The following is a 23,052-nucleotide window of genomic DNA, read 5'->3' on the forward strand; positions in this document are numbered from 1 at the left end:
TGAATCTTCCACATAAGGGTCGTTGTAGACTACGACGTTGATAGGCTGCAGGTATAAGTGTAGAAACACATTCAGCTGAGCAGTACTAATTACCCAACAGCTTGCACATTTAATCTTTATCTTTTTCTCTTCTACTTCCAATATGACATGAAAAAGCATGACCGAATGAATGAACGGCCCGCCGCTGCGGTGACCCAATGAGAGAATAAAGCATTATTCAATCATTCGAAATTCAATCATTCAATCATTGAACTCAAAGAGCTTGTTGGTGGCTATTGGACGGGTGTACACCTCTTCCCATCCCGAACAGAGAAGTTAAGCCCCGTACCGCCGATGATACCTGGATCAAACCCGGTAAAGTAGGTAGCCGCCACAATCATTAACCCATAAGACCATCCTCAAAGATGGTCTTTTTTTCGCTTTAGGAAATAGCGGTCGATGGTGTATATGGAGAAACTTAATTGAAGTTAATTGTAGGGTGAACGAATACTTGATATATCCAAATATTGTTATGAGAAAGGACCGTGTTTAATAAGGAATTCTTTTCTATTCAGCCACATATTTGAAGCCCAGCAATAACGGAGTGCATTACACTTTAAGCATTGCAATGCTGGTTCCGCCAATGTGCTTTATATTAACATATCTGATATCCGACTGGTAGAGTTTATTAAGTGCTGACCAAACGCCAGGCCAATTTGTATAATCATGCCACATAATCAATCCTCCGGGGCGCATAATGTTAAACACCTTCTCGCTGTCGTTCAATACATAGTCATAAGCATGGGAGCCATCAATAAATGCAAGATCAATTGAATTGGTATACTCTTCGAAAGGGAACGTTGCTGAGTCGCCAAATACCTGTTTAATTTTGTATGCTATGGGATGACCAATAAATCTTTCTCCTGAAATATCCTTGGTTACATAACGAATTTCTCCTTCCTCAATTTCCATTTTCGTTGAATCTAGCTCACTGCTTGGAAGGTCCAGAGTGGTGATTATAGCATCAGGATGGCAATTTAGTGCTATATTAAGGGTTGTTCTTCCCTGAAATGTGCCTATCTCAAAAACTCTATTAGGGTTCAGTTTTTTCACAAGATTGCTGATCACTTTCAACTCAAACTCGGTTGTATGACCAAAGCCACATTCGTAAACACCTTCGTAGACAGCAGAATCATTTCCCAGTAATTCAAAAATGTCAGTCTTGGGGATTATAAACGGGTCAACAGGCGTGCTTTCCTTGCCATTCGTTTTAGTTTCATAAATGTTGTAAAGTGCAAGTAACTCTTGCCTGTTATTGGAACCAAACAAGCCCAATGTCATTGTTCGTCCTACCCGTTTGAGTACACCAAGATATAGCCGAGCATTATCAAGAAATGTTGTCATAGAATGCACGTAGTTGTCTGAAGTTAAAGAACTTACTAAATCTCGGTTGCCATAGTCTATGATTGATAAATTGCGGCTTACCCCATTCCAGATTAATATGCGGAATTTTTATGAAATAGCATTCCCTGAATTTTCTAGAGAGCGTTCTATTTATCAAATGGCCAACTTAAATTTATAAAGCAAATAGGAGGGGATATAATGTGATTTTAACTGGCAAATGGAATAGCCAATATTCATTCATTAAAATCTTTATCTTAAGCTTATTCACACTACTGCTGGATTGACTTCAAAGCAGCATCAACAACACGGCAGTATTGTTACTATGGTTGCTGGTAAAAAACTGAACTAGTAAGATTTATAACTTGGTATAAGTTTGCCAAGTAGGACAAGCAAGTGAGCTACCCGGTTTACTATTGATACTTTTTTCTAATCAATCTAACCTATCATTTGTTGACTAATAATAATCGCAGCATTACGATTGATGCTACGATCATTTAACCTAAAGCAAAGCACAAAAAGAATTAACTAGCTAACTGCCAATTCTGATAGTGCTAACCAGCTCATAAGACCAATGGAAATTTCCAGCGCACTTTCGTCAATGTCAAAGGTAGGCGTATGAACACCTGAGATGATTCCTCTGACTTCATTGCGGGTACCCAGCCGGTAAAAGCAGGAGTCTACTACCTGAGAGTAAAATGCAAAATCTTCGCCCGCCATCCAAAGATCCAGGTCAATTACATTTTCCGCACCTAAATACCCAATCGCCGATGAGCGTAATCTGCTGGTTACCTCAGGATGATTTTTTAGAAAAGGATAACCATGAACAATATTGAATTCACAGGATCCCCCCATAGCTTCAGCAATTCCTTCTGCCAGCTTCTTCATACGGCGTAACCCGTCTTCCCTCCATGCTTCATCCATACAGCGCCAGGTACCCTGGATGGTCACTTCATTTGGGATCACATTGGTGACACCGTCAGCTATAAACCGGCCAAATGAGAGTACGGATGGATTAGCAGGGTTCCTGTTCCGGCTGATGATTTGTTGCAGCGCTACAATAATGTGAGAAGCAATAAGTACCGGATCAACAAGCTGGTGGGGTGCAGCAGCGTGGCCGCCTTTTCCTTTTACAGTAAGGTAAAGCTCATCAGTACTTGCCATGTACATACCTTCGCGGAAGCCAATTTTACCCACAGGAATATTAGGAGCAACATGCTGACCTATCATACTGGCAGGACGCGGATTTTCCAAAACCCCCTCGCGGATCATCAGCGAGGCACCTCCCGGCGCTTTTTCTTCGGCAGGCTGAAATACCAGTTTGATGGTACCCTCAAATTGTTCTTTGATCTCATTCAGGATCCGGGCGGTAACCAGGAGGGAGGAAGTATGTACATCATGACCACAAGCATGCATTACACCGGGCACGGTCGATTTATAGGGTACATCATTAGCTTCCAGAATCGGCAATGCATCCATATCTGCCCGCAGGCCAACAATCCGCTTTGTCGGGTTTTTACCTTCTATCAATGCAACTACACCTGTACCTGCAACACCTTCCTGCGGCTGAAGTCCGATAGCAGACAACTCAGCAGCCACGTATTGTGCAGTTTTAAATTCTTCAAAGGATAATTCAGGGTTACTGTGCAGGTGCCTGCGATGCTTAATAGCGGCGGCTGCATTTTCCTTTGCAAGGGACTTGATTTTACCTAATAATTCAAACATAATGCTTTTGTTCAGTCGCCGGCTGGTCATATCCGCCGTCCTTTCAGATTTAAAGGTACAATAAACGAAGTTACATGCGCACTTGCCAATAAGAGGCGGTCCATAGCAGGTTTATGTAGAAAAAAAGTAATTTTGACCAGGTACGAATCAATAAACACGCGAAAATGAATCAGAATGAGTTTTTAGAATCTCTGGTCTGCCCTGTCTCCGGAACTGCATTGCGTATTTCAGAGGACAGAAAAACGCTGGTCAGTGAAGATGGAACAACCTACGAAGTAGGAGAGACGGGCATTGTTAACATGCTGTACCCAAAAGAACTTTTACCCGAAGATGCACGTGAGCAGTACCTGTACGATCAGGCTGTACTGCGGTACGACCAGGGGGTATCATGGGTTTTCCAAACTTTAAACCATTCCGATGAAGCGGCCACCAGAAAGTTTTTTATAGACCTGATGGAATTGAAGCCGGGCATGACTGCGCTTGAAGTAGGAGCTGGTACCGGCAAAGATTCGGCATTGATACTCGACAGGATCAAGCCGGGCGGTACGGCTGTTTTGTCTGATCTTTCACCCAATATGTTAAAAAGGGCGCAGGAAAAACTGTCAACAGATGAAGCCAATGTGCATTACTTTCTGGGAAACGGATCTTACCTCCCATTTGCAGACAATACCTTTGACGCCGTTTTTCACTTCGGTGGAATCAATACTTTTTCAGAAAGAAAAAGAGCATTTGATGAGCTTGCACGTGTTGTAAAGCCTGGTGGGAAAGTAGTGGTAGGAGACGAAAGTGTGGCTCCATGGCTGAGAAATACGCCTACTTATACTACGCTGCTCAAAGCGAACCCGCTCTTCCGGGCAGAAGTACCGATTGAAGACGTACCATTGAACATTGAAGATTTCAAGCTGCACTACGTATTTGGAAATGCTTTTTATGTGATGGAGTTCAGGGTGACGGCTAATCCTCCCGAGGTAGATGTAGACCTTCTAATGCCGGGTAAGGATTTTGTAGATAACTGGCGTATCAGGGCAGAGAAAGCAGAGTAACTAAATTCATTTTATTACATGTGGGTTAAAAAGGGCGTCATTTACAAGCCTGATGGCAGCATGCCGCATAGTATTTCGCATGCACAGGTACCATTTGCATATAAACACAAGGATTTTCTCCGGATCTATTTTTCGTCACGGGACAAAAGCGGTCAGTCGCGGCCTACCTTCCTGGATGTAGATTATGACGATCCACAAAAAATACTGTACGTCCACGACAAGCCGGTACTGGAACTGGGTGGCCCTGGCGAGTATGATGAAACCGGTGCAATGCCTGCCTGGTTTGTGGACATGCCAAATGGTGACATCTGGCTCTATTATACAGGCTGGAACCGCACCTGGAATTCATACCGACTTTCAATGGGTCTGGCAGTAAGTCATGATGGCGGTATCAACTTCAAAAAAATGTTCGTTGGTCCGATCATGGACCGTAGTATACAAAACCCGCTCTGGGCTGCTCAGCCGTCAGTAATGCGGGAAGATGATGGTACCTGGCGTATGTGGTACATTTCGGGCCACAAATGCGAGTACATTCATGATTATCCGGAACCTTACTATCGCGGGCAGTCTGCGACTTCAAAGGACGGGATCCACTGGGAAATCAGTGATGTGCCTGCATTGGACTTTGATGATTTTCTTCATGCGGTAGGCAGGCCCAGCGTGTTTAAGGAAGACGGGATTTACAAGATGTACTATTCATACCGGCACACCCGTGATTACCGCACCGATCGCAACCAGAGCTACCGGCTTGGATATGCCGAATCCCTGGACGGCACGCATTGGGAAAGAAAAGATCACCTGGTAGGAATTGCAAAATCCGAGCATCCCGGGGATTTTGACTACGAAATGATTGATTATGCTAATTACTACCAGCACAACGGCAAAAAGTATTTGTTGTACAATGGAAATGGTTTTGGTGCAGCAGGTTTCGGGTATGCAGTCTGGGAGGACTAATACCATAAAAATGGGTAACTTAGGTCATGATTTTGATGAGAAATAACCTGTAAATTTGAAGAAATGCCGGAGCTTCATGCGCCGGGTTTTTCAATAATTTAAAACAATCATTGCAATCCGATGAGTACACTTCAGGAACAATTCAATAATGACGGTTACGTACTGCTGCGCGGTTTTCTCGATCAGGAGGTAATTGAAAATATATACCGCGATGCACGGAAAATCTTTGCAGCGCAAATCAAACGGGTGACCGGCAAGGTGGTGGACATCGACGATCGCGATGTTTTTGAAAATGCCATGTTCGAATTCTTTGAAAAAGACTTTGAAGCTTTTGTGAACACAGGCAAAACGGTACAGCACGCTTTTTCGCTGCACCGGCTCGGGGTTGATCCCAAAATCGAAAACCTGCTAAAAGAAGTAGGGCTTACCAACCCGATTATAGGTGCCCGGGCTGCAATGCAGTTTAACAGCCGCTTTTTATCCAAAGATGGCAGCAAGCACTGGAAGCTGGATGCGCATCAGGACTGGCGTACCGGGCAGGGATCACTGGATAGTGCCGTGATCTGGTTCCCGATGGTAGATGCTGGTGCCGACCTGGGTGCATTACAGGTAATTCCCGGAAGTCATAAGGCAGGCTTGCAGGAGTCGTCGGCCTCCGGTTATCAGGGTGGTATTACAAACTCGATTGAGGAAGACAAGTTTGTGCAGACGGAGTTTAAGGTGGGTGACATGCTTATTTTTTCCGCTTTTCTTATCCACCAGTCAGGCAATAATATCACGCGTAACATCCGGTGGTCGGTACAGTTGCGGTATAACAATCTCGACGAGCCTACATTTATTGAGCGCGGTTACCCGATGGCTTACATTTACAAGCCCGAAACGGAATTGGTTACACCCAACTTTCCAAGTGTGGAGCAGCTGAAAGAAGTGTTCAGCTGATGAAAGTTTCCGTTTGTGTACCTACGTACAACCATGAAAAGTATATCGCCCAGATGCTGGACGGTGTACTGATGCAACAGACAAGCTTTGACTTTGAAATTGTGATTGGCGACGATGGTTCCACAGACAACAATCCGAGGATCATTCAGGAATATATGCAGAAACACCCGGGCAAAATCCGGGCTTTTTTGCATCAGCAAAATCAGGGTCCCGCTGAGCCGCGTGAATTTGCAGGCAGAAACAATGTACTGCAGCTGTTAAAAGCCTGCCGGGGCGAGTACGTGGCCATGTGTGAGGGGGATGACTACTGGACTGACCCTATGAAACTGCAGAAGCAGGCCGATTTCTTGGATCAGCATTCTGACCTGATGGTCTGCCATCACAACATGGTGGTGACGTATGAGGATGGTTCGCCATCGCACCACTTCAACAGTTCCGATCAAAAGCTCCGCTCCTCCATTGAAGATATTCTGGAAGATCAATGGTTTTTTGCGACCGCGAGCTGGATGTATCGCAATCATTTTCTTCATCATGACTTTGCCGGCTGGCATGCTACTGCGGCAGCGGGCGACTGGGCCATCATGATCCAATTGGCTGCTCAGGGAGATATCGGTTATTTGCCGGAGCCCATGGGGGTGTACCGCAAGCATAGCGCGGGCCTGAGCCTTGTCCATGCAGATACAAACATTGGCTTTCTGCAAAATCGCAGGGAAATGTTTAAAAACGTCGACAAGTGGCTTCATTACCAGTATAAAGAGGTTATTGCGCGCACGGTAGAGCGATATGATATGCAGCTTGCGAATATTGAAAAAGTTGGCGGTTCACACGAATAATCTTTAATTTGTTCTTTTGTCAACAGCAGACTTTCATGAAGCTAAGCGTCGTAATTCCAGCATATAACGAAGAAGAATCCATCTCTCACACGCTTCTTTCCCTGCATCAGACCTTAAATAAGTACAAAATTCCGCACGAAATCTGCGTTACCAACGATAACTCTAAGGATGGTACGTTGCGGGTACTTAGCGAATTATCCCTGCAAATTCCAACCCTGGTTTACTATACCAATCCCGGCCCCAATGGATTTGGCTATGCGGTCAGATACGGACTGGAACGTTTCAAAGGGGATTGTGTAGCAGTATTTATGGCTGATATGTCCGACGACCCGGAGGATCTTGCAAAGTATTATTTCAAGATGCTGGAAGGGGATTATGATTGTGTCTTTGGCTCGCGCTGGGAAAAAGGAGGGCAGGTAATCGACTATCCTGCCTTGAAAAAGGTGATCAACCGCGTGGCAAACTTCATTGTGCGCATGGTGATGGGCATCAAATACAATGATACTACCAATGCATTCAAGCTTTACAAAAGAGAAACAATTGACGGAATCAAGCCGTTTTTGGCCCCGCATTTTAACCTGACCATTGAGCTGCCGCTCAAAGCGATTGTGCGGGGTTACAGTTACGCCGTGGTACCCAACAGCTGGACCAACCGGAAATACGGAGAATCAAAGCTGAAAATCAAGGAAATGGGCAGCCGCTACTTTTTCATACTCATGTACTGCCTGATCGAAAAGTACTTCTCGCAGGGTGATTTTATGAAAAAAAGTAAAGCGCCTACAAAGGAGGTAAGCAGGTAACTGCCTATTTAATCCAGTCCTGAATAAATGTAGCCTTGTGCGCCAGGTACGATATTGCAAGGCCCCAAACCATTGCACTCACGGACATCCACAGGAAAATAGAGCCTCTCGGCACACGAAAAGCCACAGCCAGTATCGGTCCGAACAAAGGGGTAAACAGAGGAGGCGTAAGAAACGCAATACCGATAATGCCGAACCGCTGCCAGATGTTGACCGCCATGCGCGTCGTTCTTGAAAACTTCTTTGGGGCGGACTTCCTGTACTTCTTGAACAAACCCTGTATGCCGCTCCCTACGTATGTCAGCACCAGTACGGTAAACATCATTCCCAAAGCGGAACAAATGGCGGTCTCTATCCAGCTGAGTTGAAGAACAACTCCCGTGATAGGTCCTCCGAAAAACTTCAATGTACTCGCGAGTGCAACAGACAAGTATTTAAGAAAGGTGGTTTCCATCTAAACTTTGACCTGTATCAATTCCGAAGCTATACGACGTGTTGCTTCATTTGTTTCAACATAATCGGAATATGAAGGATTCAGTATAAAATCTATTCTGGCAAGGCTCTCAACAATCACGTCAGAAATGTCCAGAAACCGAATCCTTTCACCTAAAAACGCTTCAACCGCAATTTCATTGGCTGCATTGATGATACAGGCAGCATTTCCTCCTTTTCTCAGTACATCATAGGCTATCGCCAGATTACGGAATGTTTCCAGATCCGGCATCTCGAATGTGAGTGCAGGATAATCCAGAAAGTTAAAGCGTGGAAAACCGGATTTGAGCCGCTGCGGATAATGTAATGCATACTGTATAGGCAACTTCATGTCCGGCAGTCCCATTTGCGCCTTCATGCTGCCGTCTTCAAATTGTACCAGCGAATGGATAATGCTTTGCGGGTGAACCACTACCTCAATTTGCTCGGGTGCAAGATCAAACAACCATTTCGCCTCAATCACTTCCAGCCCCTTGTTCATGAGGGTAGCCGAATCAATGGTGATTTTGGCACCCATACTCCAGTTGGGATGTTTGAGCGCCTGCTGCTTGGTTACATTGGATAAAAATGCCTTGTCCTTGCCTCGGAACGGACCACCCGAAGCAGTAAGAATAATCTTTTCGATAGGATTGCCATCCTCGCCGGTCAGGCATTGGAAAATAGCCGAATGCTCTGAATCAACCGGATAAATCTTCACATTGTGCAGCCGGGCAAGATCAGTGATCAGCTGACCTGCTACTACCAGGGTTTCCTTATTGGCCAGTGCAATATCTTTCCCGGCCTTGATTGCGTGAATAGTAGGTAAAAGTCCGGCATAGCCCACCATCGCAGTCAGCACAATGTCGATATCATCACCTTCAACTACCGGTACCAGCGCCTGCGCGCCCGCGTAAACCTGAATACCCAATGTAGCCAGGCTGGATTTTACAAAATCAAAATGTGCCTCATTGCCAATTACAACAGTACCCGGGCGAAATTCGGCTGCCTGCTCTACCAGCAAGGCTGCATTGTCCTGTGCCGTAAGTACCTGCACAGAAAAACGGTCGCTATTGGCGCGTACAACGTCCAGTGCCTGCGTGCCAATGGATCCCGTTGATCCCAGTATTGCAATTCTTTTAAGCATAAGACACGATGAATGTGGGTTACTTTTTAATGATTAATCCTGATCAGCTCATCTGCAATTTTGCGGTCATTGGACAGTCTTGGCATTTTATTCTGCCCGCCGAGCTTACCCTGTGACCGCATATAATCGATGAATGCATTTTTCCGCAGCGGCTTCAGTTCAAGCTGTTTAAGAATGTTACCGGCTATCAGGTCTTTGTAATAAATATTGAGTTCTGTCAACCGCCGGTCTATGTCGTTTGAAAACTCGGCAAGATCATTGGGTAAACGTGCAAACTCGACCAGCCACTCGTGATAAGGAAGTCCGCCTGTAGCGGGATTTACCATCGGAGCTACTGTAAATTCAACTACTTCGGTCTCGGGATGCCGCTCCATGGCGTAGCGCAATGCTTTTTCAATTTCCTCACCGATCACATGTTCCCCGAAAGCAGAAATAAAATGTTTGATACGTCCGGTAACCACGATCCGGTAAGGATTGGTAGATACAAATCGCACCGTGTCGCCGATAGAGTACCCCCACAGACCTGCATTATTGTTGATGATCACAGCATAATTCTGTCCCACCTGCACGTCATGTATAGATAACCGTTTAGGATTTTCACTAAAAAAATCGTCAGCGGGAATAAATTCGAAAAAGATACCGGTGTTCAGCAGTAAAAGAAGCCCTTCTTCTTCCTGTGAATCCTGATACGCCAGAAAGCCCTCAGAGGCCGGGTAAAGCTCAATCGAGTCCACAGGTTTCCCGATCGACTCCATCAGTTTGGCACGGTAAGGCTCAAAATTGACACCTCCGTAAATGAAAAGTGAAAAGTCCGGAAATACATCCTTGATTTTCCTGCCTGTACGCTCAATGATCCTGTCAAAATACATTTGGACCCACGGAGGAATACCCGAAATCAGCGACATAGGCTGATCCAGTGTTTCATCAATGATCTTTTCCAGCTTGGTTTCCCAATCCTCAATGCAGTTGGTTTCATAGCTCGGCATCTGGTTTGAGCGCAGGTAGCCGGGTACGTGGTGATTGGATATACCTGACAGCCGGCCTGTCAGTACGCCGCCGGTTTCGGTAAGAACAGGGCTTCCTGATAGGAAAATGAGCTTTTTGTCCAGGAATGAGGCTTTTTTCGTCTCATGAATGTACGTCAAAATGGCATTGCGCGCAGAGTCGATGTGATTGGAAATCGAATCCTGTGAAATCGGGATGTACTTGGTGCCCGAGGTCGTACCTGACGTTTTGGCAAAATACAGCGGCTTACCGGGCCAGAGTATGTTTTCCTCTCCCTCCTTGATCCTCGAAATATAGCCTTTCAGATCCTCATAATCACTTACAGGTACTGCCTGCCTGTAATCTTCATAGGTTTGAATGTCGTGAAAAAAATGGTCTTTCCCGAACTGCGTCCCGGCTGCCTTACTGACAAGCTTGCGGCGCCACTCTTCCTGTACTTCACCACTGCGCACGATCCACTCCTGCTGTTTACCGACGATGTACCGGGCCAGCGGCTCACTCAAAAATGATCTGATTCCCATAGTAAAACAAAGGTAATCAGGAATTGTAAATTCTGTTCGGAAGAGGCTCAGGACGGGCATTTTCAGGCCGATTTAGGGCCTTCCCGAAACTTTTTTAAATGCCTTTGTTTGTGGGTAATAATCTGTAATTTTGCCAACCTGAAATCAAAGTGAGCGAAAATTTTCAATAATATTTATGGGATTGTTTGATTTTTTGACTAGCGATATTGCAATAGACCTGGGTACCGCCAATACCCTGATTATACATAAAGATACAGTAGTTGTTGACGAACCTTCAATCATAGCCATGGACAAAACGACCGGCAAAGTGCTGGCGATCGGACATACTGCTATGCAAATGCATGAGAAGACAAACGAAAATATCAAAACAATCCGGCCCCTTAAAGATGGTGTGATCGCCGACTTTACTGCCGCGGAAATGATGATCCGCGGAATGATCAAGATGATTGATACCGGCAGCCGCTTCTTTACTCCTTCACACCGCATGGTAGTATGTATCCCGTCGGGCATTACCGAAGTGGAAAAACGGGCAGTAAAAGATTCCTGTGAGCACGCCGGCGCCAAAGAAGTATATATGGTGCACGAGCCTATTGCGGCTGCAATCGGTATCGGTATCGACATTACCCAGCCCAATGGTGTGATGATCGTCGATATTGGCGGAGGAACTACCGAAATCGCGGTGATTGCATTGTCCGGGATTGTCTGCGAACAGTCCGTAAGAATTGCGGGCGACGTATTTACCAGGGATATTGTGGATTATATGCGCCGCGAGCATAACCTGCTCATCGGGGAGCGCTCGGCCGAGTTGATCAAGATGGCTATCGGGTCGGCTACTCCCGAGCTGGAAGTTCCTCTGGATGATTACCAGATCCGCGGACGCGATTTGATGACAGGTATTCCAAAGGAAATCCGGGTTACATACAGTGAAATAGCTTATTCACTGGATAAGTCTATCTCGAAAATAGAAGAGGGTGTCATGAAAGCACTTGAAATTTCCCCTCCCGAGCTTTCCGCCGACATTTTCAAAAACGGCATCTACCTCACAGGTGGAGGCGCACTCATCCACGGCCTCGATCGCCGCATTGCCCAAAAAACGAAATTACCCGTTCACATCGCCGATGATCCACTGAAAGCAGTGGTAAAAGGTACAGGAGAGGTACTCAAAAACCTGGAACTCTACAAGCCTGTACTGATTTCCTAGTATTGATCATCCACAGTTTATCATTTTCGGAATGATTCCTATTTTTGAATAGGTCAACTGCGCGTGAACTATTTGAAAGATGCTCCAACTCGTTGATTTCGTAATCCGGAATCGGTTTTTCCTGGTATTTATATTGCTGGAAGTACTCAGTGGCTGGTTAATCGTGCGCAGCAATACCTACTGGGGTGCTACTTATTTCAATACAACCAATCATTGGGTGGCCAGAACACTGGCGCTTTCCAATTCGATCCGGGATTATACCAAGCTGGATGATATCAATGCCGACCTTGCTGCCGAAAATGCTCGGCTGCATGCGATGGTGACCACCCTTAGCCAGCAGAAACCCGTAGATGCGCCTGCTGGGTATGTGCCCGACTCTGCATTCGCATCGCGTTTTACTTACCAGATTGCCAAGGTTGTGGACAATGAAACCAGCCAGACAAACAATGTACTGACCATTGATAAGGGTACGGCGGATGGTATCAAGCCCGGCATGGGCGTTATCTCGGCAACCGGTGTTGTGGGTAAGGTGCGTTTTTGCTCGGAAAACTACTCTTTGGTAACATCTATCCTGCACTCGCAGTTTATGGTGTCGTCCAAGCTGGTGCGAAGCAAGGAAATAGGCTATGCCAAATGGAATGGTAAGGATCCGGACCTGATCGATTTGATTGACGTGTCCAAGTACACCAAGGTCTATAAAGGTGATTCGGCTGTCACGTCCGATCAGAACTCGGTGTTTCCGCCCGGCATTATGGTGGGTAAGGTTGCGGAAGTTACCGTGCACCCAAACCAGACCTTTTACAACATCGTACTTCGCCTATCTACTGATTTCAGAAACCTTGCTTACGTTTATGTGGTACGAAATCAACAACTTGGGGAGCAGGAAGAGCTGAAACTACGTACCGTCGAGACCAAATGAGTTTACGAGAAGCGATTCAATATTTACTGATGATCCTGCTTTACCTGTTTTTGCAGATATTCTTCCTGCGGAACATGGTCGCTTTCAATTATGCCTTTTGCTTCATCTATATAGCCGGTGTACTGCTGCTTCCTGCGGAGGTAGACAGGCTGTACCTGCTGCTCATAGGCTTCGGGATAGGCTTTATGGTCGATGTTTTCTCCAATACCTATGGTATGCATGCAGCAGCCACTGTACTGATCGCCTACATCCGGCCTTTCCTGATCCAGTATCAAATGAAGTCCAGGGGAGCGGAAAGGATCGAGGTCGGCATGCGGGCGCAGGGTCTGGGAGGATTTTTATCCTACATTTTCCCGCTGATCGTTTTGCATCACAGCGTATTGTTTCTTCTTGAGATGAATAATTTTGGAATGATCCTTTACACCCTGATGCGCATCGGTGCCAGCGTGGTCTTAACTACCCTTCTGATTGTTCTTCTGGAACTTTTTTCCAAGCGCTAACTGACAAATTGACGCATAATAAAGTTGGCTCGCTATTTGATGTATATACATTAATCATGTTGCAGGCACTCTAATTTTAGGGGTTACGCACATAGAGTAAATTTTACACTGCATCAACTTAACTCGAACCAATGGCTGCCCGGTTGCTTCAAAGAGCCATTCATCAAATTTTAATTTGTACCATTTGGAGCTGTTGTTAATCTTTGTAAATTCAGCATTCCCATGTTAGATGCCATGCCAGAAACGCTTACGACTAATGGATACACGGATGATCTTCGCTACGAGGTTTTCAACCGTGAATTCATGCCTCATATAGACTCCATGTACAACTTCGCCTTTCGTCTGACCATGGACGAGGATGATGCAAATGACCTGGTTCAAGATACATACCTGAAGGCTTTTCGTTTTATTTCTTCTTTTGAACAGGGTACCAACGCAAAAGCCTGGCTTTTCAGGATCCTGAAAAACAGCTTTATCAACGATTACCGGAAGAAGAGTAAAGAGCCGTCGAAAGTTGATTATCAGGAAGTTGAAACTACTTATAACTCAGAGGAGGCATCTGATACCACTTACACGGTCGATCTGCGGGCAGATGCTGTTCAGGAGCTGATCGGGGACGAAGTAGCCAATGCATTGAATGCACTCCCGGTGGATTTCCGTACGGTGATCATTCTCTGCGATATTGAAGGATTTACTTACGAAGAAATGGCCAAGATCCTGGACATTCCGATAGGAACTGTACGGTCGAGGCTGCACCGCGCACGTAATCTTCTCAAAGAAAAACTCAGAAACTACGCCAGCTCAATGGGATACGATTCGTAGGTTGTGAAACTTTTTTTACAGCCTATTTGGTTATAGGGTACAACTGTACATATATTCCAATATTTTTTTCCCAGAATAATGAATGCATCTCTTTCGACGCCTTCCGCAGTAGAAAATGCGCAAAAACCTCAAATGAAGCATACGTGTGAGCACCACGCGGAATGCATGAAAATTATTCAGTCTATACTGGATGACGAAGCCACGGAAGCCGAAAAGGACCACTTCCGTGAAAATATGGATAAATGCCTTCCATGCATTGAATCCTACCGGTTGGAAAAGTGCATCAAAGAATCGCTTAACCAAAAAATAGTTAAAAAGCCCTGCCCAGAGAGCATTCTAAACACGATCATTTCTAAAATCAACAGCTAACCCTGTTTTCGTGAAAGGAAAGCTTATTATATTTTCTGCACCTTCCGGTTCCGGAAAGACAACCATCGTCAGACATCTTTTAGACCATTACTCAAGTCAGCTCGCATTTTCCGTGTCGGCCTGTACCCGTGAGCGGCGTGACTATGAGGTGGACGGAAAAGATTATTATTTTCTTACCCTGGCCGATTTCAGGGAGAAAATTGCTGCGCAGCAATTTGCGGAATGGGAGGAGGTGTATGCCGGCAGCTACTATGGAACACTCAAATCCGAAATCCAGCGGCTCTGGGATGAAGGAAAACATGTCGTTTTCGATGTGGATGTTAAAGGTGGACTGAAACTCAAAGAGGCTTATGGAAGCGATGCTTTGGCCGTTTTTGTAAAGGTTTCTTCGGAAGAGGAAATCCGGCGCCGCCTGTCGGCGCGGGGTACCGAAACCGAAGAGTCATTTGCAACACGTCTGGCCAAGGTGCGGTATGAGCAAAGCTTTGAGGGCGAGTTTGATGTAGTACTGGTGAATGATCACCTGGCCGATACGCTCAGGAAGGCGGAGGACCTTGTAGCCGGTTTCATTAGTCGCTGACCTGCTTATGAAAATCGGGTTATTCTTCGGATCATTTAATCCCATTCACATCGGGCACCTCATCATTGCCAATACTATGGCAACACAGACTGATCTTGAACAAATCTGGTTTGTTGTGAGTCCGCAAAATCCATTCAAAAAGAACAGTAGCCTGCTGCATGAGTTCGATCGGTACGACCTGGTGCAGAGGGCAATCAGTGACAATGCATTTTTTAAGGTTTCGGACATTGAGTTTCATATGCCGAAGCCTAGCTATACCATTGATACGATTGCGCGATTGCAGGAGAAGTACCCGCAGCACGAGTTCCGGCTGATCATAGGAGAAGATAATCTTGCCCAGTTTCCCAACTGGAAAAATCATGACAAAATACTGGAGTACACCGGCTTGTATGTATATCCTCGTCCTGATTCAAAAAAACATGGTTTTAAGGAACATCCAGCCGTCAGGTTCGTAGATGCGCCCTTGCTCGATATTTCGGCTACGTACATTCGCGATTGTATACGTACGGGGCGCTCCATCAGGTACATGGTCCCTGAGCCCGTAGAGCAGCTGATCCGGATCAAAAAGTTTTTTATCTGATTAAAGCGGCCGGGTCTGGTAAGTGATTTCAGACAGGAGCCCTACTGCATTGAATTTCAGAATCACCTTCTGTGCTTCCGATTTTCCCGCAGGATTGTCGCACTGAGCGCCTTTTTCAAGAAAATAAACGTAGAATTTCAGGTTTCTTTCCCCCAGTTGCTGAATGTCGGGCCGCCCTAGCAAACCACCCACGTCGTCAGCCAGTTTTCCCATCAGTGTTTTTTGTTCTGCCTTAAAATCATCGAGCAAAGCCTTTCGCTCATTTTTGCAGCCTCCTCTGTCGCCACGCCACTTTTTAAGGTCCAGCTTGCCCAGCCTGTCGGGAGGCGTGGAGCAGGCCAGTAGTAAGCACACACTTACAGGAAGATACAGCAGTCGTAAATACGATTTCATTACAAAATGGGACACGATAATACCGGCACGAAACTACTGAGATATTGTCGGAGTAAAAAGCAGGATTACACCCTTTGACAAGGCAATGCAATCGCTGGTTTTTTCTACATTGTATCACTACTATCATTTAGCTATGCCATGAAGCACCTATTTTCAATTGTACTGGTAATGCTTACGCTGGCTGCCAAGGCGCAGCAACTACCACAGCCAACTGACGGCACAGATTGCTCCAACCTGTTTTTCAAAGCATTGCTTGAAGAGGATGCACGTAGCCTGGGCGCTTTGCTGTCTTCCGACTTTACAGTCGTAAGTTTCAATGGACAGACAGTGAGTGGTGAGCAGTTGCAGCAGGCTGTCGCTGCGGGTGAGATCGTGATCAACTCCGGAATACTGTCGGGTACCAGTACAAAAAGTTACGGAGATGTGGCCATTATAACCGGGCAGTGGAACCTGAGTGCGAGGATCAGCAACAACAGTTTTCAGGGTGACCTGGCCTACATTGCGGTGTGCGTCAGGGCAGGAGGTACCTGGAAGGTTACTACCGTGCAGTTAACCCCTTTGCGTGGGTAATCAGCATTATTATAAACAAGACGAGCGGAGCCACTGGCTCCGCTCGTCTTGTTTATAATTGGTTGTCAGTAATATTATACGTTCATCAGCGACTCACGACGGCGCATTTTTCCGGCAGGTATACCGAACATCATTTTAAAGCGGCGGCAGAAATAAGCAGTATCCTTATAGCCTACGTCCGAACCGATCGCCCTGATGCTTTTCTTGGATGTACGCAGTAAATCCACTGCCTTCTCCATGCGCTGGTATTCAATATAATCCTGTGGATTGATTCCCGTCAGCATCTTAAAATACTGCCCTACATAATCCTCGGATACGTTTGCAACATTGGCCAGGACCTTATTGGAAAGATCGCCACCCAGGTTGTCCTTGATATAGGCAAAGATATCGATGAGGCGGGGATCCTTAAAGTAAGTACTGTTTGTTACGAGTTGCTCTACAAACAGCTTGTTTTTCAGGATGTAACGAATGATCTCGATGACAACTTCCTCGGTTTTAATCTTGATAATACGGCCCTTTCCCGGTGTGTCCAGCATATCTTCCGTCAGGATCTGGTTGATCGTGGCGGCAATCTGATCGTCTCTCTTGATCAGAAAAGGAGGTACATCCAGGGATGTGAAAAAGTTAACCGTATCAAAAACTTTGGCTTCAAAGGAAATCAGCCCAAAAGAATTAGGCAATTTTCCGATCAGCGCAGGATCATGGCCAGCCTCGATATAGTTGTCCCGATTGGTCATAAACTCCTCATTGGACACCGTTTTGGCAGTTTGCGTGTTGCCGTAAGTTACCGTAGCATGTTTACCCCCCGGGATAAAAAGCATGTCGCCTTCCTCCACCTTCTGCGACTCGTCGGAACCAAAAGAAACCTCTCCATCATACAGGATTGTCAGTGAATTCTGTACATCGTAGAAGTTTTTAATGGTAATTGGTTGTAAAATCCGGATGTGCCGGGCTTTCACGAATTTCACTCCCAATGACTCGATTATCTTATTATAGTCTTCCATGCTTGGTATATTTAAGGGTCATTTGACCGATTTCTCCATTTTTGTACAAATCTAATAAATTGTACAAAACTAATACAAGTCCTATTTAACAAAAAACTGGAAAATAGTGATATTTTAGTCTAATTTTAATCCAACAATCATTATAAAATCATCACACAAGCAAATTTAGGATCTGTTTAAAAGTTCCATAATTGCTGTAAGTTTTTTGGATTTCTGAGGTACCCTTGTAATTATCGCCGATTTGGCCCGATCTGCCATCTTTGTGCTGTCAGGCAACCATCATTGAATTGAAGAATCTGTAATAGAAGAACCACTTACCCCTTAAAACCGGAAGTGAGTGACTGTGAAGCTTATCAAGTTTAACATTTGCAAAGATCGTATGCAAGCATACAGTTTGGCAACGTACCAAATCTTTGGAATTTGCTGCGCGCATCATAAAAAGTTATCTTAAGTTTGCGCCCCGGTACTTTCCGTAAATCTGCCCTGACATCAGCTACACTCTACTGAATTTAGTAAATGCCCATTATCACCGTCTTCTACATCAAGCTGCTGATCAACCTGGCATTGTCAATTGGGATCATATGGACGATCAGCAAACCCGGGCAGTTTGCAAGGTGGCAGCGTGAGAGTGACAGGCTGGTTTTTTGGGGTAGTTTCTTGATTTTCAGGATTGTCCCATGGATTGCCATTTTTCTTGTCCTGTATGAAGAGCCCCGGGGCGATATTCCTTTTTTCTTCTACAAAGCACAGGCTGCCAAAAGCGGCGGGTTTGTGTATCGCGACTTCTGGTCCTACCATGCTCCGCTTTATGCATATATCATCAGTATCCCCGTGTGGATCTGGCACAATGCCCGCGCCATTGTGCTCTTTATGGTGATAATGGAAACGCTCATTCTCTGGCTTACCTATCAAACCTACAAGCTCAGATCAGACCGGGCATTGCAGCTGGCTACCGTCTACTACATGCTTCCGGCTGCATTTATGTACATCCTGGTGGATGGACAGGAGGAAGTCTGGTTTTGGGGAGCTGCGCTGCTGATGTGGCGTTTTACACTTCGTAAAACCACCGGCTACGAGGTAGGGTTGGGGCTGATCTACGCCGCTACCTTGCTGACGATTAAAGTAACCTTTATATTTCTGCTACCTGCATTGCTGGTGGTGGTTCGCAAGCCTGTGAAGATGTTGCTGGTTATGGCTGCAATCGGTTTGCCTGCGGTAGCCTTTCTGTACTGGCAGATCGGCGATCTTTTTCTGATGCCTATCCGGCATACCGAGCAGCTTATGACACCCAATCTGTTTTCGGTAACACGACCTCTGATAGAGTCTTTTTTTACCATTGATGAAAAAAAATCAACACTCATCAACTGGGTGGGCCTGCTTTTTACGGTGTTTGTTCCTGTCTATATTGCATGGAAGGCACGTCACCGGCATGTGAATGAAGTACTGCCCGGACTGTTTATCGCGTGTTTTGTGTGTATGATGATTTTTCAGGCAAGTGCCATGGGTGCCTACGTGATTGCTTACCTCATGGCCGTGCTTTTTGAAATTATTGATATCCGGAAGACCATTCATATCGCTGTTCTGCTTGCATTGAACTGGCTTACAGTAGTGCAGCCGTTTGTATGGGTGTACATTGGCCAGCCGGCTTATACTTCATTCGGCAAGCTGGGCAATCCGTCTTTTTTGCTGGAATATATTCTTCAAATCCTCAACGTACTTTGCTTCCTGTGGATCCTGCGTGAAACATACAGGAAGGTTGTAATCGTAACAAACCCCGAAGCAGCATGAGCATTGTCGTCGCCAAAACCGCGATCAGCCTGCTTTCTGTGCTGCTGGTTATCATTTTTCTTGCCAGACAAAATGCCATAGTCCACTACCTGGACAATAAGCCGCCCGGCCGGGTACTCTTTACAGGCTGGCTGCTTTTGAGGCTGGTGCCATTTCTGTTCATTTATATCGCAGCCGGCATTGAACCCACTTCCGATGTAAACGGCTTTTGGGATGAAGCCAGCAAAGCTTCACAGGGGATGGTAGTTTACCGTGATTTCTGGTCGCCGTATTCGCCTTTGTATCCTTACCTGCTGGCAATTGGCGTCAAATTCTGGTATAGTCCGAAAATGGTCGTACTGGTCATGGTCATCATGGACGGTATTGCATTATTCCTGTCAAGTCGCTTCTTCCGTCCGTTTCAGCCAAAGGGTGAGGTTTTGTTCAAATCATTGCTTTACCTGCTGCTTCCGGGCTCCCTGGTACTCTGTGTTGTTGCAGCACAGGAAGATGTCTGGATGTGGCTGTTTGTTATCCTGCCTTACCTCGTCAGGGAGCGCACGCTGCGGGTAGCGTGGTATGCGGTGCTGCTTGCATTAGGGTTGCTGATTACCAAGGCAATTTTCGTGCTGATACTCGTGCCGCTTTTTTTGGTAGAAAAACAAAAGCTCAGGATGATCATACCCATGGCGCTGGTCGGGATTATTGCTCTCGCCATTCTTTTTCTATTGGTAGGATGGGAGTTTACCCAGCCGCTGGGTGAGGCTCAAACGCTCCGGGCACCCAACATCCCGTCCGTTATCAATCCCTGGTTTTTTAATGCGATCGGTGTGGGCGAAAAGTTCTGGAACTGGGTAGGCCTGCTGATATCCGTTGGGATGGCGTGTGTGGCAGCATGGCGCCTTCGTCATGCCGATTTCCGTATTATGCTTTCGCGCGTATGGGTGATATTGTATGCAACCATGATGATCGTGCAGCAAAGTGCTTACAGCAACTACATCTTTATATTCCTGATACCGCTGGTACTGCATATTATTAACTGGAAAAACAGGACTGAAGTAGGGCTGCTGCTTATTTACAATGTGCTGTGTGTGGTACAGCCTTCATTCTGGTGGCGGCTGGGTATGCCCTGTTATCTCGCTCCGGCCGACCTGTTTTCATCCTGGCAGCTGGCGGTCGACTACGCTATGCAGATATTGATTGTGCTGCTCACGATCTACTTCATCTGGCTTGCATTTCCAACCCAAAAAACTTTAAAGCGTATAACCGTACGCGCTTAGCTCCGTGAGCGGGTCCGTCAGCAGGATAGTCCTGCCTACCGGTACCATCAGGTACGCTGCATCGGAAATAGCCAGTACCTGGTGGTACAAATGATCGCAAACCAGGATACCTTTATGCGCTTTCTGGTCTGTAATAACCTGCATCAGCGTCTCCGTCACGACCGGTGATAAATGCGTAAAAGGCTCATCCAGAATAACAAAGGATACCGGCGAAAGCAATACCAGCATGGTCTCAATCAATCTGACCTTTCCGCCTGAGAGGCTGTTGATCTTTTCCCGGGTATGCTCTCCCAGCTCCGGGAAGTAGGCTACCATCTGCTCCAATAAGACATCATAGCAGGAGCAAAGTGTTTTGAGGGAAAGATTGGGAGCAAACCTGTGCTGCGGCAGATAGCGGAGCAAGCCATGTTGCTTGTAGGGTTCTGCTACGTAAGCTCCATTGATACGCACAGACTGGCTTTGTGCCGGTAAGGTGCCAAAGATGATCCTGAGCAAGCTCGATTTTCCGACTCCGTTACGTCCCAGCAAGCCTGTAACTTTTCCGGTTTCTGCTTTCAGGTAGATGTTTTGCAGGATTTTACGCCCGTCATATTCCAGCCAGATACTGTCAGCTTCCAGCACTTTTTGATTTTTGTCCATCAAAAAAAGAGACTGGCTGTGATCACAAATATTCCGAAAATCAGCACGTCGGTTGCAAATGCAGCTGTAAAAAGCCTTCGCTGCGACAAGCCCATGTTATAGTAAAAGTACAGTTGCCCGGCTTCGAAGGTGGTAATGTAATACCAGATGAGCCCGCCCGAAAAAGCTTTGAAGAATATAAATAATGGTAAAAACCGGAGCAGGTCAATACCAAGCGGCATCTCAGCGACAAGCCAGAAAAGAAAGGACAGACCTATGGAAAAAGGTGCAAAGGAGCTGTAAAATAACCTGATGCCCTGATAAAAAGCCTTCATCGTGTTTTTACATGAAGGTATTACTTAAATGCAGCAGGCAAATTGGCGTTAAGTTTTTTTAACTAAATCAGAAAAAAACTCCTGGCTTACTTTTCCGAATGTGATGGAATGTAACGTTTGAAGTAACTGTTGATTTTCATGCTGATCACACCGAAAACAGCCTCCTTGAATATTCCCCGTGACATTTTGGAAGCACCTTTGGTACGATCGGTAAAGATGATTGGCACCTCCACGATATCAAATCCGTACTTCCAGGAATTAAACTTCATCTCGATCTGGAATGCATACCCGATAAAGCGGATGCTGTTCAGGTTGATTGTCCGGAGCACACGAGCGGTGTAGCAAATAAATCCTGCTGTCGGGTCCATGATGCTCATTCCTGTAATCATCCTCACGTAAGTTCCTGCAAAGTAGGACATCAGCACGCGGTTGATAGGCCAGTTTACCACATTGACACCCGTAATGTACCGTGACCCGATCGCCACGTCCTTACCCTGCACGGCACAGGCATGATGCAAGCGTACAAGATCTTCCGGAGGGTGTGAAAAGTCGGCATCCATTTCAAAAATATACTCGTATCCACGTTCCAGCGCCCATTTGAATCCGTGAATGTAAGCCGTACCCAATCCCAGCTTACCTTTTCTTTCTACCAGGTGCAGCAAAGCAGGAAATTCTCCCATCAGGCGTTTGACCACCGCAGCGGTACCGTCGGGTGAGCCGTCGTCGATAATCAACAGGTCAAATGGCTGGCTCAGCGTAAGAACCTTCCGGATAATCGCCTCAATGTTTTCGATTTCGTTGTAGGTTGGAATAACTACAATGCTGTTGTTCACTTGCTGTATTTTATAGGTTTACGACCAATGTGTGTAGTGTCAGAGCTTAATATTGCTGCTTTTCTCCCTCTGCTCAATCTTCTTCCCTACTTTTTCATAAATACGCGTCATGACCTCCGGGTGTGTCATGTAGTAATTATAGCTCTCGCGGTAAGCCAGGGTATCTACCTTATATTTTTTCCAGATGTCGCTTTTCAGCCTGTTGAAGAGCATCAGGGACGAGTCCAGCGAGCGTAGCTGCAGGCGGTTCACTCGCGATTCGGCCAGGTGAATGTCTGCCAGGATGTTCGACATCTGTTCCTCAGACAGCGTGTTGGCAGGGAGTGTATTGTCACCGCCGCAGCCTGCAAGGAGCAAAGCAGGTAGCGCATACAATGCCGCCAGGCCTCGTAAATGGGAGAGCAGCCGCTTCATAACACGCAAATGCCTATCTTTGTTTGGTTTCACAGGACGACAAAGTTGGTGA

Annotated in this window: 25 protein-coding genes and 2 rRNA genes (1 of these 27 cut by a window edge); 16 read left to right on the top strand and 11 right to left on the bottom strand. The window is 46.1% G+C overall.

Annotation, left to right across the window (positions count from 1 at the left end):
* Together HWI92_RS19190 and rrf are read left to right on the top strand one after the other, a co-directional pair.
* A 23S ribosomal RNA gene (locus HWI92_RS19190) occupies positions 1-109 on the top strand (it extends 2,715 nt beyond the left edge of the window).
* A gap of 155 nt (positions 110-264) precedes the next feature.
* A 5S ribosomal RNA gene (gene rrf / locus HWI92_RS19195) occupies positions 265-376 on the top strand.
* A gap of 212 nt (positions 377-588) precedes the next feature.
* On the opposite strand, the gene HWI92_RS19200 is transcribed toward rrf, so the two are convergent.
* Together HWI92_RS19200 and HWI92_RS19205 are read right to left on the bottom strand one after the other, a co-directional pair.
* Complete coding sequence (locus HWI92_RS19200; RefSeq protein WP_204658273.1) at positions 589-1,383, bottom strand: class I SAM-dependent methyltransferase; 795 nt, start codon at positions 1,381-1,383, stop codon at positions 589-591.
* A 525-nt stretch (positions 1,384-1,908) separates the two neighbouring features.
* Positions 1,909-3,105: a M20 metallopeptidase family protein gene (locus HWI92_RS19205; RefSeq protein WP_204658275.1), complete on the bottom strand. Its 1,197-nt coding sequence runs from the start codon at positions 3,103-3,105 to the stop codon at positions 1,909-1,911.
* A 164-nt stretch (positions 3,106-3,269) separates the two neighbouring features.
* Here HWI92_RS19205 and HWI92_RS19210 point away from each other — a divergent pair, with 164 nt between their 5' ends.
* From HWI92_RS19210 to HWI92_RS19230, 5 genes are all read left to right on the top strand, one after another.
* Positions 3,270-4,148 (top strand): class I SAM-dependent methyltransferase, encoded by an 879-nt coding sequence (locus HWI92_RS19210; RefSeq protein ID WP_204658277.1) that lies wholly within the window; start codon positions 3,270-3,272, stop codon positions 4,146-4,148.
* Between the two features lie 18 nt (positions 4,149-4,166).
* A complete protein-coding gene (locus tag HWI92_RS19215; protein WP_204658290.1) occupies positions 4,167-5,102 on the top strand; it encodes a glycoside hydrolase family protein in 936 nt (311 codons plus the stop codon).
* Between the two features lie 120 nt (positions 5,103-5,222).
* A complete protein-coding gene (locus tag HWI92_RS19220) occupies positions 5,223-6,041 on the top strand; it encodes a phytanoyl-CoA dioxygenase family protein (RefSeq protein WP_204658292.1) in 819 nt (272 codons plus the stop codon).
* Positions 6,041-6,874: a glycosyltransferase gene (locus HWI92_RS19225; protein ID WP_204658294.1), complete on the top strand. Its 834-nt coding sequence runs from the start codon at positions 6,041-6,043 to the stop codon at positions 6,872-6,874. The genes HWI92_RS19220 and HWI92_RS19225 overlap by 1 nt, the downstream gene beginning before the upstream one ends.
* A 35-nt stretch (positions 6,875-6,909) precedes the next feature.
* A complete protein-coding gene (locus HWI92_RS19230; protein WP_204658296.1) occupies positions 6,910-7,674 on the top strand; it encodes a glycosyltransferase family 2 protein in 765 nt (254 codons plus the stop codon).
* Positions 7,675-7,678: 4 nt separating this feature from the next.
* Here the strand turns inward: HWI92_RS19230 and HWI92_RS19235 are convergent, their stop codons facing one another.
* From HWI92_RS19235 to HWI92_RS19245, 3 genes are read right to left on the bottom strand one after another with little or no spacing between them, the layout of a single operon-like run.
* Entirely contained in the window at positions 7,679-8,128 is a 450-nt protein-coding gene (locus tag HWI92_RS19235) for a hypothetical protein (protein WP_204658298.1), read from the bottom strand.
* On the bottom strand, positions 8,129-9,289 hold the full coding sequence (locus HWI92_RS19240; RefSeq protein WP_204658300.1) for a 1-deoxy-D-xylulose-5-phosphate reductoisomerase: 1,161 nt from the start codon (positions 9,287-9,289) through the stop codon (positions 8,129-8,131).
* A gap of 26 nt (positions 9,290-9,315) precedes the next feature.
* Positions 9,316-10,815 carry a GH3 auxin-responsive promoter family protein gene (locus HWI92_RS19245; RefSeq protein WP_204658302.1) on the bottom strand — a complete coding sequence of 500 codons (1,500 nt, stop codon included), beginning with the start codon at positions 10,813-10,815 and terminating at the stop codon, positions 9,316-9,318.
* A 175-nt stretch (positions 10,816-10,990) separates the two neighbouring features.
* Here HWI92_RS19245 and HWI92_RS19250 point away from each other — a divergent pair, with 175 nt between their 5' ends.
* The 6 genes from HWI92_RS19250 (at position 10,991) to nadD (ending at position 15,786) form a co-directional block, all read left to right on the top strand.
* On the top strand, positions 10,991-12,016 hold the full coding sequence (locus HWI92_RS19250; protein WP_204658304.1) for a rod shape-determining protein: 1,026 nt from the start codon (positions 10,991-10,993) through the stop codon (positions 12,014-12,016).
* Positions 12,017-12,095: 79 nt separating this feature from the next.
* On the top strand, positions 12,096-12,935 hold the full coding sequence (gene mreC / locus HWI92_RS19255) for a rod shape-determining protein MreC (RefSeq protein WP_204658306.1): 840 nt from the start codon (positions 12,096-12,098) through the stop codon (positions 12,933-12,935).
* On the top strand, positions 12,932-13,435 hold the full coding sequence (locus tag HWI92_RS19260) for a hypothetical protein (RefSeq protein WP_204658308.1): 504 nt from the start codon (positions 12,932-12,934) through the stop codon (positions 13,433-13,435). Before mreC ends, HWI92_RS19260 begins: the two co-directional genes overlap by 4 nt.
* A 222-nt stretch (positions 13,436-13,657) precedes the next feature.
* Complete coding sequence (locus HWI92_RS19265) at positions 13,658-14,257, top strand: sigma-70 family RNA polymerase sigma factor (protein ID WP_204658310.1); 600 nt, start codon at positions 13,658-13,660, stop codon at positions 14,255-14,257.
* Positions 14,258-14,636: 379 nt separating this feature from the next.
* A complete protein-coding gene (gene gmk, locus HWI92_RS19270) occupies positions 14,637-15,206 on the top strand; it encodes a guanylate kinase (RefSeq protein ID WP_204658312.1) in 570 nt (189 codons plus the stop codon).
* 7 nt (positions 15,207-15,213) lie between these two features.
* A complete protein-coding gene (gene nadD / locus HWI92_RS19275) occupies positions 15,214-15,786 on the top strand; it encodes a nicotinate (nicotinamide) nucleotide adenylyltransferase (protein ID WP_204658314.1) in 573 nt (190 codons plus the stop codon).
* Here the strand turns inward: nadD and HWI92_RS19280 are convergent, their stop codons facing one another.
* Positions 15,787-16,179, bottom strand: coding sequence for a hypothetical protein (locus HWI92_RS19280; RefSeq protein WP_229248316.1), 393 nt, complete (start codon positions 16,177-16,179; stop codon positions 15,787-15,789).
* A 138-nt stretch (positions 16,180-16,317) separates the two neighbouring features.
* On the opposite strand from HWI92_RS19280, the gene HWI92_RS19285 reads away from it, so the two are divergent.
* Positions 16,318-16,749 (top strand): nuclear transport factor 2 family protein, encoded by a 432-nt coding sequence (locus HWI92_RS19285; RefSeq protein ID WP_204658316.1) that lies wholly within the window; start codon positions 16,318-16,320, stop codon positions 16,747-16,749.
* Positions 16,750-16,823: 74 nt separating this feature from the next.
* Here the strand turns inward: HWI92_RS19285 and HWI92_RS19290 are convergent, their stop codons facing one another.
* A complete protein-coding gene (locus tag HWI92_RS19290; protein ID WP_204658318.1) occupies positions 16,824-17,753 on the bottom strand; it encodes a helix-turn-helix domain-containing protein in 930 nt (309 codons plus the stop codon).
* A gap of 516 nt (positions 17,754-18,269) precedes the next feature.
* Here HWI92_RS19290 and HWI92_RS19295 point away from each other — a divergent pair.
* Both HWI92_RS19295 and HWI92_RS19300 read left to right on the top strand, forming a co-directional pair.
* Complete coding sequence (locus tag HWI92_RS19295) at positions 18,270-19,541, top strand: hypothetical protein (protein WP_204658320.1); 1,272 nt, start codon at positions 18,270-18,272, stop codon at positions 19,539-19,541.
* Positions 19,538-20,800, top strand: a complete 1,263-nt coding sequence (locus HWI92_RS19300) for a hypothetical protein (protein WP_204658322.1) — start codon at positions 19,538-19,540, stop codon at positions 20,798-20,800. The genes HWI92_RS19295 and HWI92_RS19300 overlap by 4 nt, the downstream gene beginning before the upstream one ends.
* Here the strand turns inward: HWI92_RS19300 and HWI92_RS19305 are convergent.
* The 4 genes from HWI92_RS19305 to HWI92_RS19320 form a co-directional block, all read right to left on the bottom strand.
* Positions 20,774-21,439, bottom strand: a complete 666-nt coding sequence (locus HWI92_RS19305) for an ATP-binding cassette domain-containing protein (RefSeq protein ID WP_204658324.1) — start codon at positions 21,437-21,439, stop codon at positions 20,774-20,776. The genes HWI92_RS19300 and HWI92_RS19305 overlap by 27 nt on opposite strands.
* Positions 21,439-21,753: a hypothetical protein gene (locus tag HWI92_RS19310; protein WP_204658326.1), complete on the bottom strand. Its 315-nt coding sequence runs from the start codon at positions 21,751-21,753 to the stop codon at positions 21,439-21,441. The genes HWI92_RS19305 and HWI92_RS19310 overlap by 1 nt, the downstream gene beginning before the upstream one ends.
* Before the next feature lie 86 nt (positions 21,754-21,839).
* Entirely contained in the window at positions 21,840-22,586 is a 747-nt protein-coding gene (locus tag HWI92_RS19315; RefSeq protein WP_204658328.1) for a polyprenol monophosphomannose synthase, read from the bottom strand.
* Positions 22,587-22,625: 39 nt separating this feature from the next.
* Positions 22,626-23,033, bottom strand: coding sequence for a DUF4296 domain-containing protein (locus HWI92_RS19320; protein WP_229248318.1), 408 nt, complete (start codon positions 23,031-23,033; stop codon positions 22,626-22,628).
* Positions 23,034-23,052 lie beyond the last annotated feature (19 nt).

Source organism: Dyadobacter sandarakinus (assembly GCF_016894445.1).
GTDB lineage: Bacteria > Bacteroidota > Bacteroidia > Cytophagales > Spirosomataceae > Dyadobacter > Dyadobacter sandarakinus.

What these genes read in the sequence shown, in the direction of transcription:
- HWI92_RS19245 (WP_204658302.1), bottom strand. Translation starts at nt 10,815, where the DNA reads ATGGGAATCAGATCATTTTTGAGTGAGCCGCTGGCCCGGTACATCGTC.
- HWI92_RS19200 (WP_204658273.1), bottom strand. Translation starts at nt 1,383, where the DNA reads ATGACAACATTTCTTGATAATGCTCGGCTATATCTTGGTGTACTCAAA.
- HWI92_RS19280 (WP_229248316.1), bottom strand. Translation starts at nt 16,179, where the DNA reads ATGAAATCGTATTTACGACTGCTGTATCTTCCTGTAAGTGTGTGCTTA.
- nadD (WP_204658314.1), top strand. Translation starts at nt 15,214, where the DNA reads ATGAAAATCGGGTTATTCTTCGGATCATTTAATCCCATTCACATCGGG.
- HWI92_RS19225 (WP_204658294.1), top strand. Translation starts at nt 6,041, where the DNA reads ATGAAAGTTTCCGTTTGTGTACCTACGTACAACCATGAAAAGTATATC.
- HWI92_RS19295 (WP_204658320.1), top strand. Translation starts at nt 18,270, where the DNA reads ATGCCCATTATCACCGTCTTCTACATCAAGCTGCTGATCAACCTGGCA.
- HWI92_RS19290 (WP_204658318.1), bottom strand. Translation starts at nt 17,753, where the DNA reads ATGGAAGACTATAATAAGATAATCGAGTCATTGGGAGTGAAATTCGTG.
- HWI92_RS19260 (WP_204658308.1), top strand. Translation starts at nt 12,932, where the DNA reads ATGAGTTTACGAGAAGCGATTCAATATTTACTGATGATCCTGCTTTAC.
- HWI92_RS19220 (WP_204658292.1), top strand. Translation starts at nt 5,223, where the DNA reads ATGAGTACACTTCAGGAACAATTCAATAATGACGGTTACGTACTGCTG.
- HWI92_RS19215 (WP_204658290.1), top strand. Translation starts at nt 4,167, where the DNA reads ATGTGGGTTAAAAAGGGCGTCATTTACAAGCCTGATGGCAGCATGCCG.
- HWI92_RS19265 (WP_204658310.1), top strand. Translation starts at nt 13,658, where the DNA reads ATGTTAGATGCCATGCCAGAAACGCTTACGACTAATGGATACACGGAT.
- HWI92_RS19210 (WP_204658277.1), top strand. Translation starts at nt 3,270, where the DNA reads ATGAATCAGAATGAGTTTTTAGAATCTCTGGTCTGCCCTGTCTCCGGA.
- mreC (WP_204658306.1), top strand. Translation starts at nt 12,096, where the DNA reads ATGCTCCAACTCGTTGATTTCGTAATCCGGAATCGGTTTTTCCTGGTA.
- HWI92_RS19240 (WP_204658300.1), bottom strand. Translation starts at nt 9,289, where the DNA reads ATGCTTAAAAGAATTGCAATACTGGGATCAACGGGATCCATTGGCACG.
- HWI92_RS19310 (WP_204658326.1), bottom strand. Translation starts at nt 21,753, where the DNA reads ATGAAGGCTTTTTATCAGGGCATCAGGTTATTTTACAGCTCCTTTGCA.
- HWI92_RS19305 (WP_204658324.1), bottom strand. Translation starts at nt 21,439, where the DNA reads ATGGACAAAAATCAAAAAGTGCTGGAAGCTGACAGTATCTGGCTGGAA.
- HWI92_RS19250 (WP_204658304.1), top strand. Translation starts at nt 10,991, where the DNA reads ATGGGATTGTTTGATTTTTTGACTAGCGATATTGCAATAGACCTGGGT.
- HWI92_RS19285 (WP_204658316.1), top strand. Translation starts at nt 16,318, where the DNA reads ATGAAGCACCTATTTTCAATTGTACTGGTAATGCTTACGCTGGCTGCC.
- HWI92_RS19205 (WP_204658275.1), bottom strand. Translation starts at nt 3,105, where the DNA reads ATGTTTGAATTATTAGGTAAAATCAAGTCCCTTGCAAAGGAAAATGCA.
- HWI92_RS19230 (WP_204658296.1), top strand. Translation starts at nt 6,910, where the DNA reads ATGAAGCTAAGCGTCGTAATTCCAGCATATAACGAAGAAGAATCCATC.
- HWI92_RS19300 (WP_204658322.1), top strand. Translation starts at nt 19,538, where the DNA reads ATGAGCATTGTCGTCGCCAAAACCGCGATCAGCCTGCTTTCTGTGCTG.
- HWI92_RS19235 (WP_204658298.1), bottom strand. Translation starts at nt 8,128, where the DNA reads ATGGAAACCACCTTTCTTAAATACTTGTCTGTTGCACTCGCGAGTACA.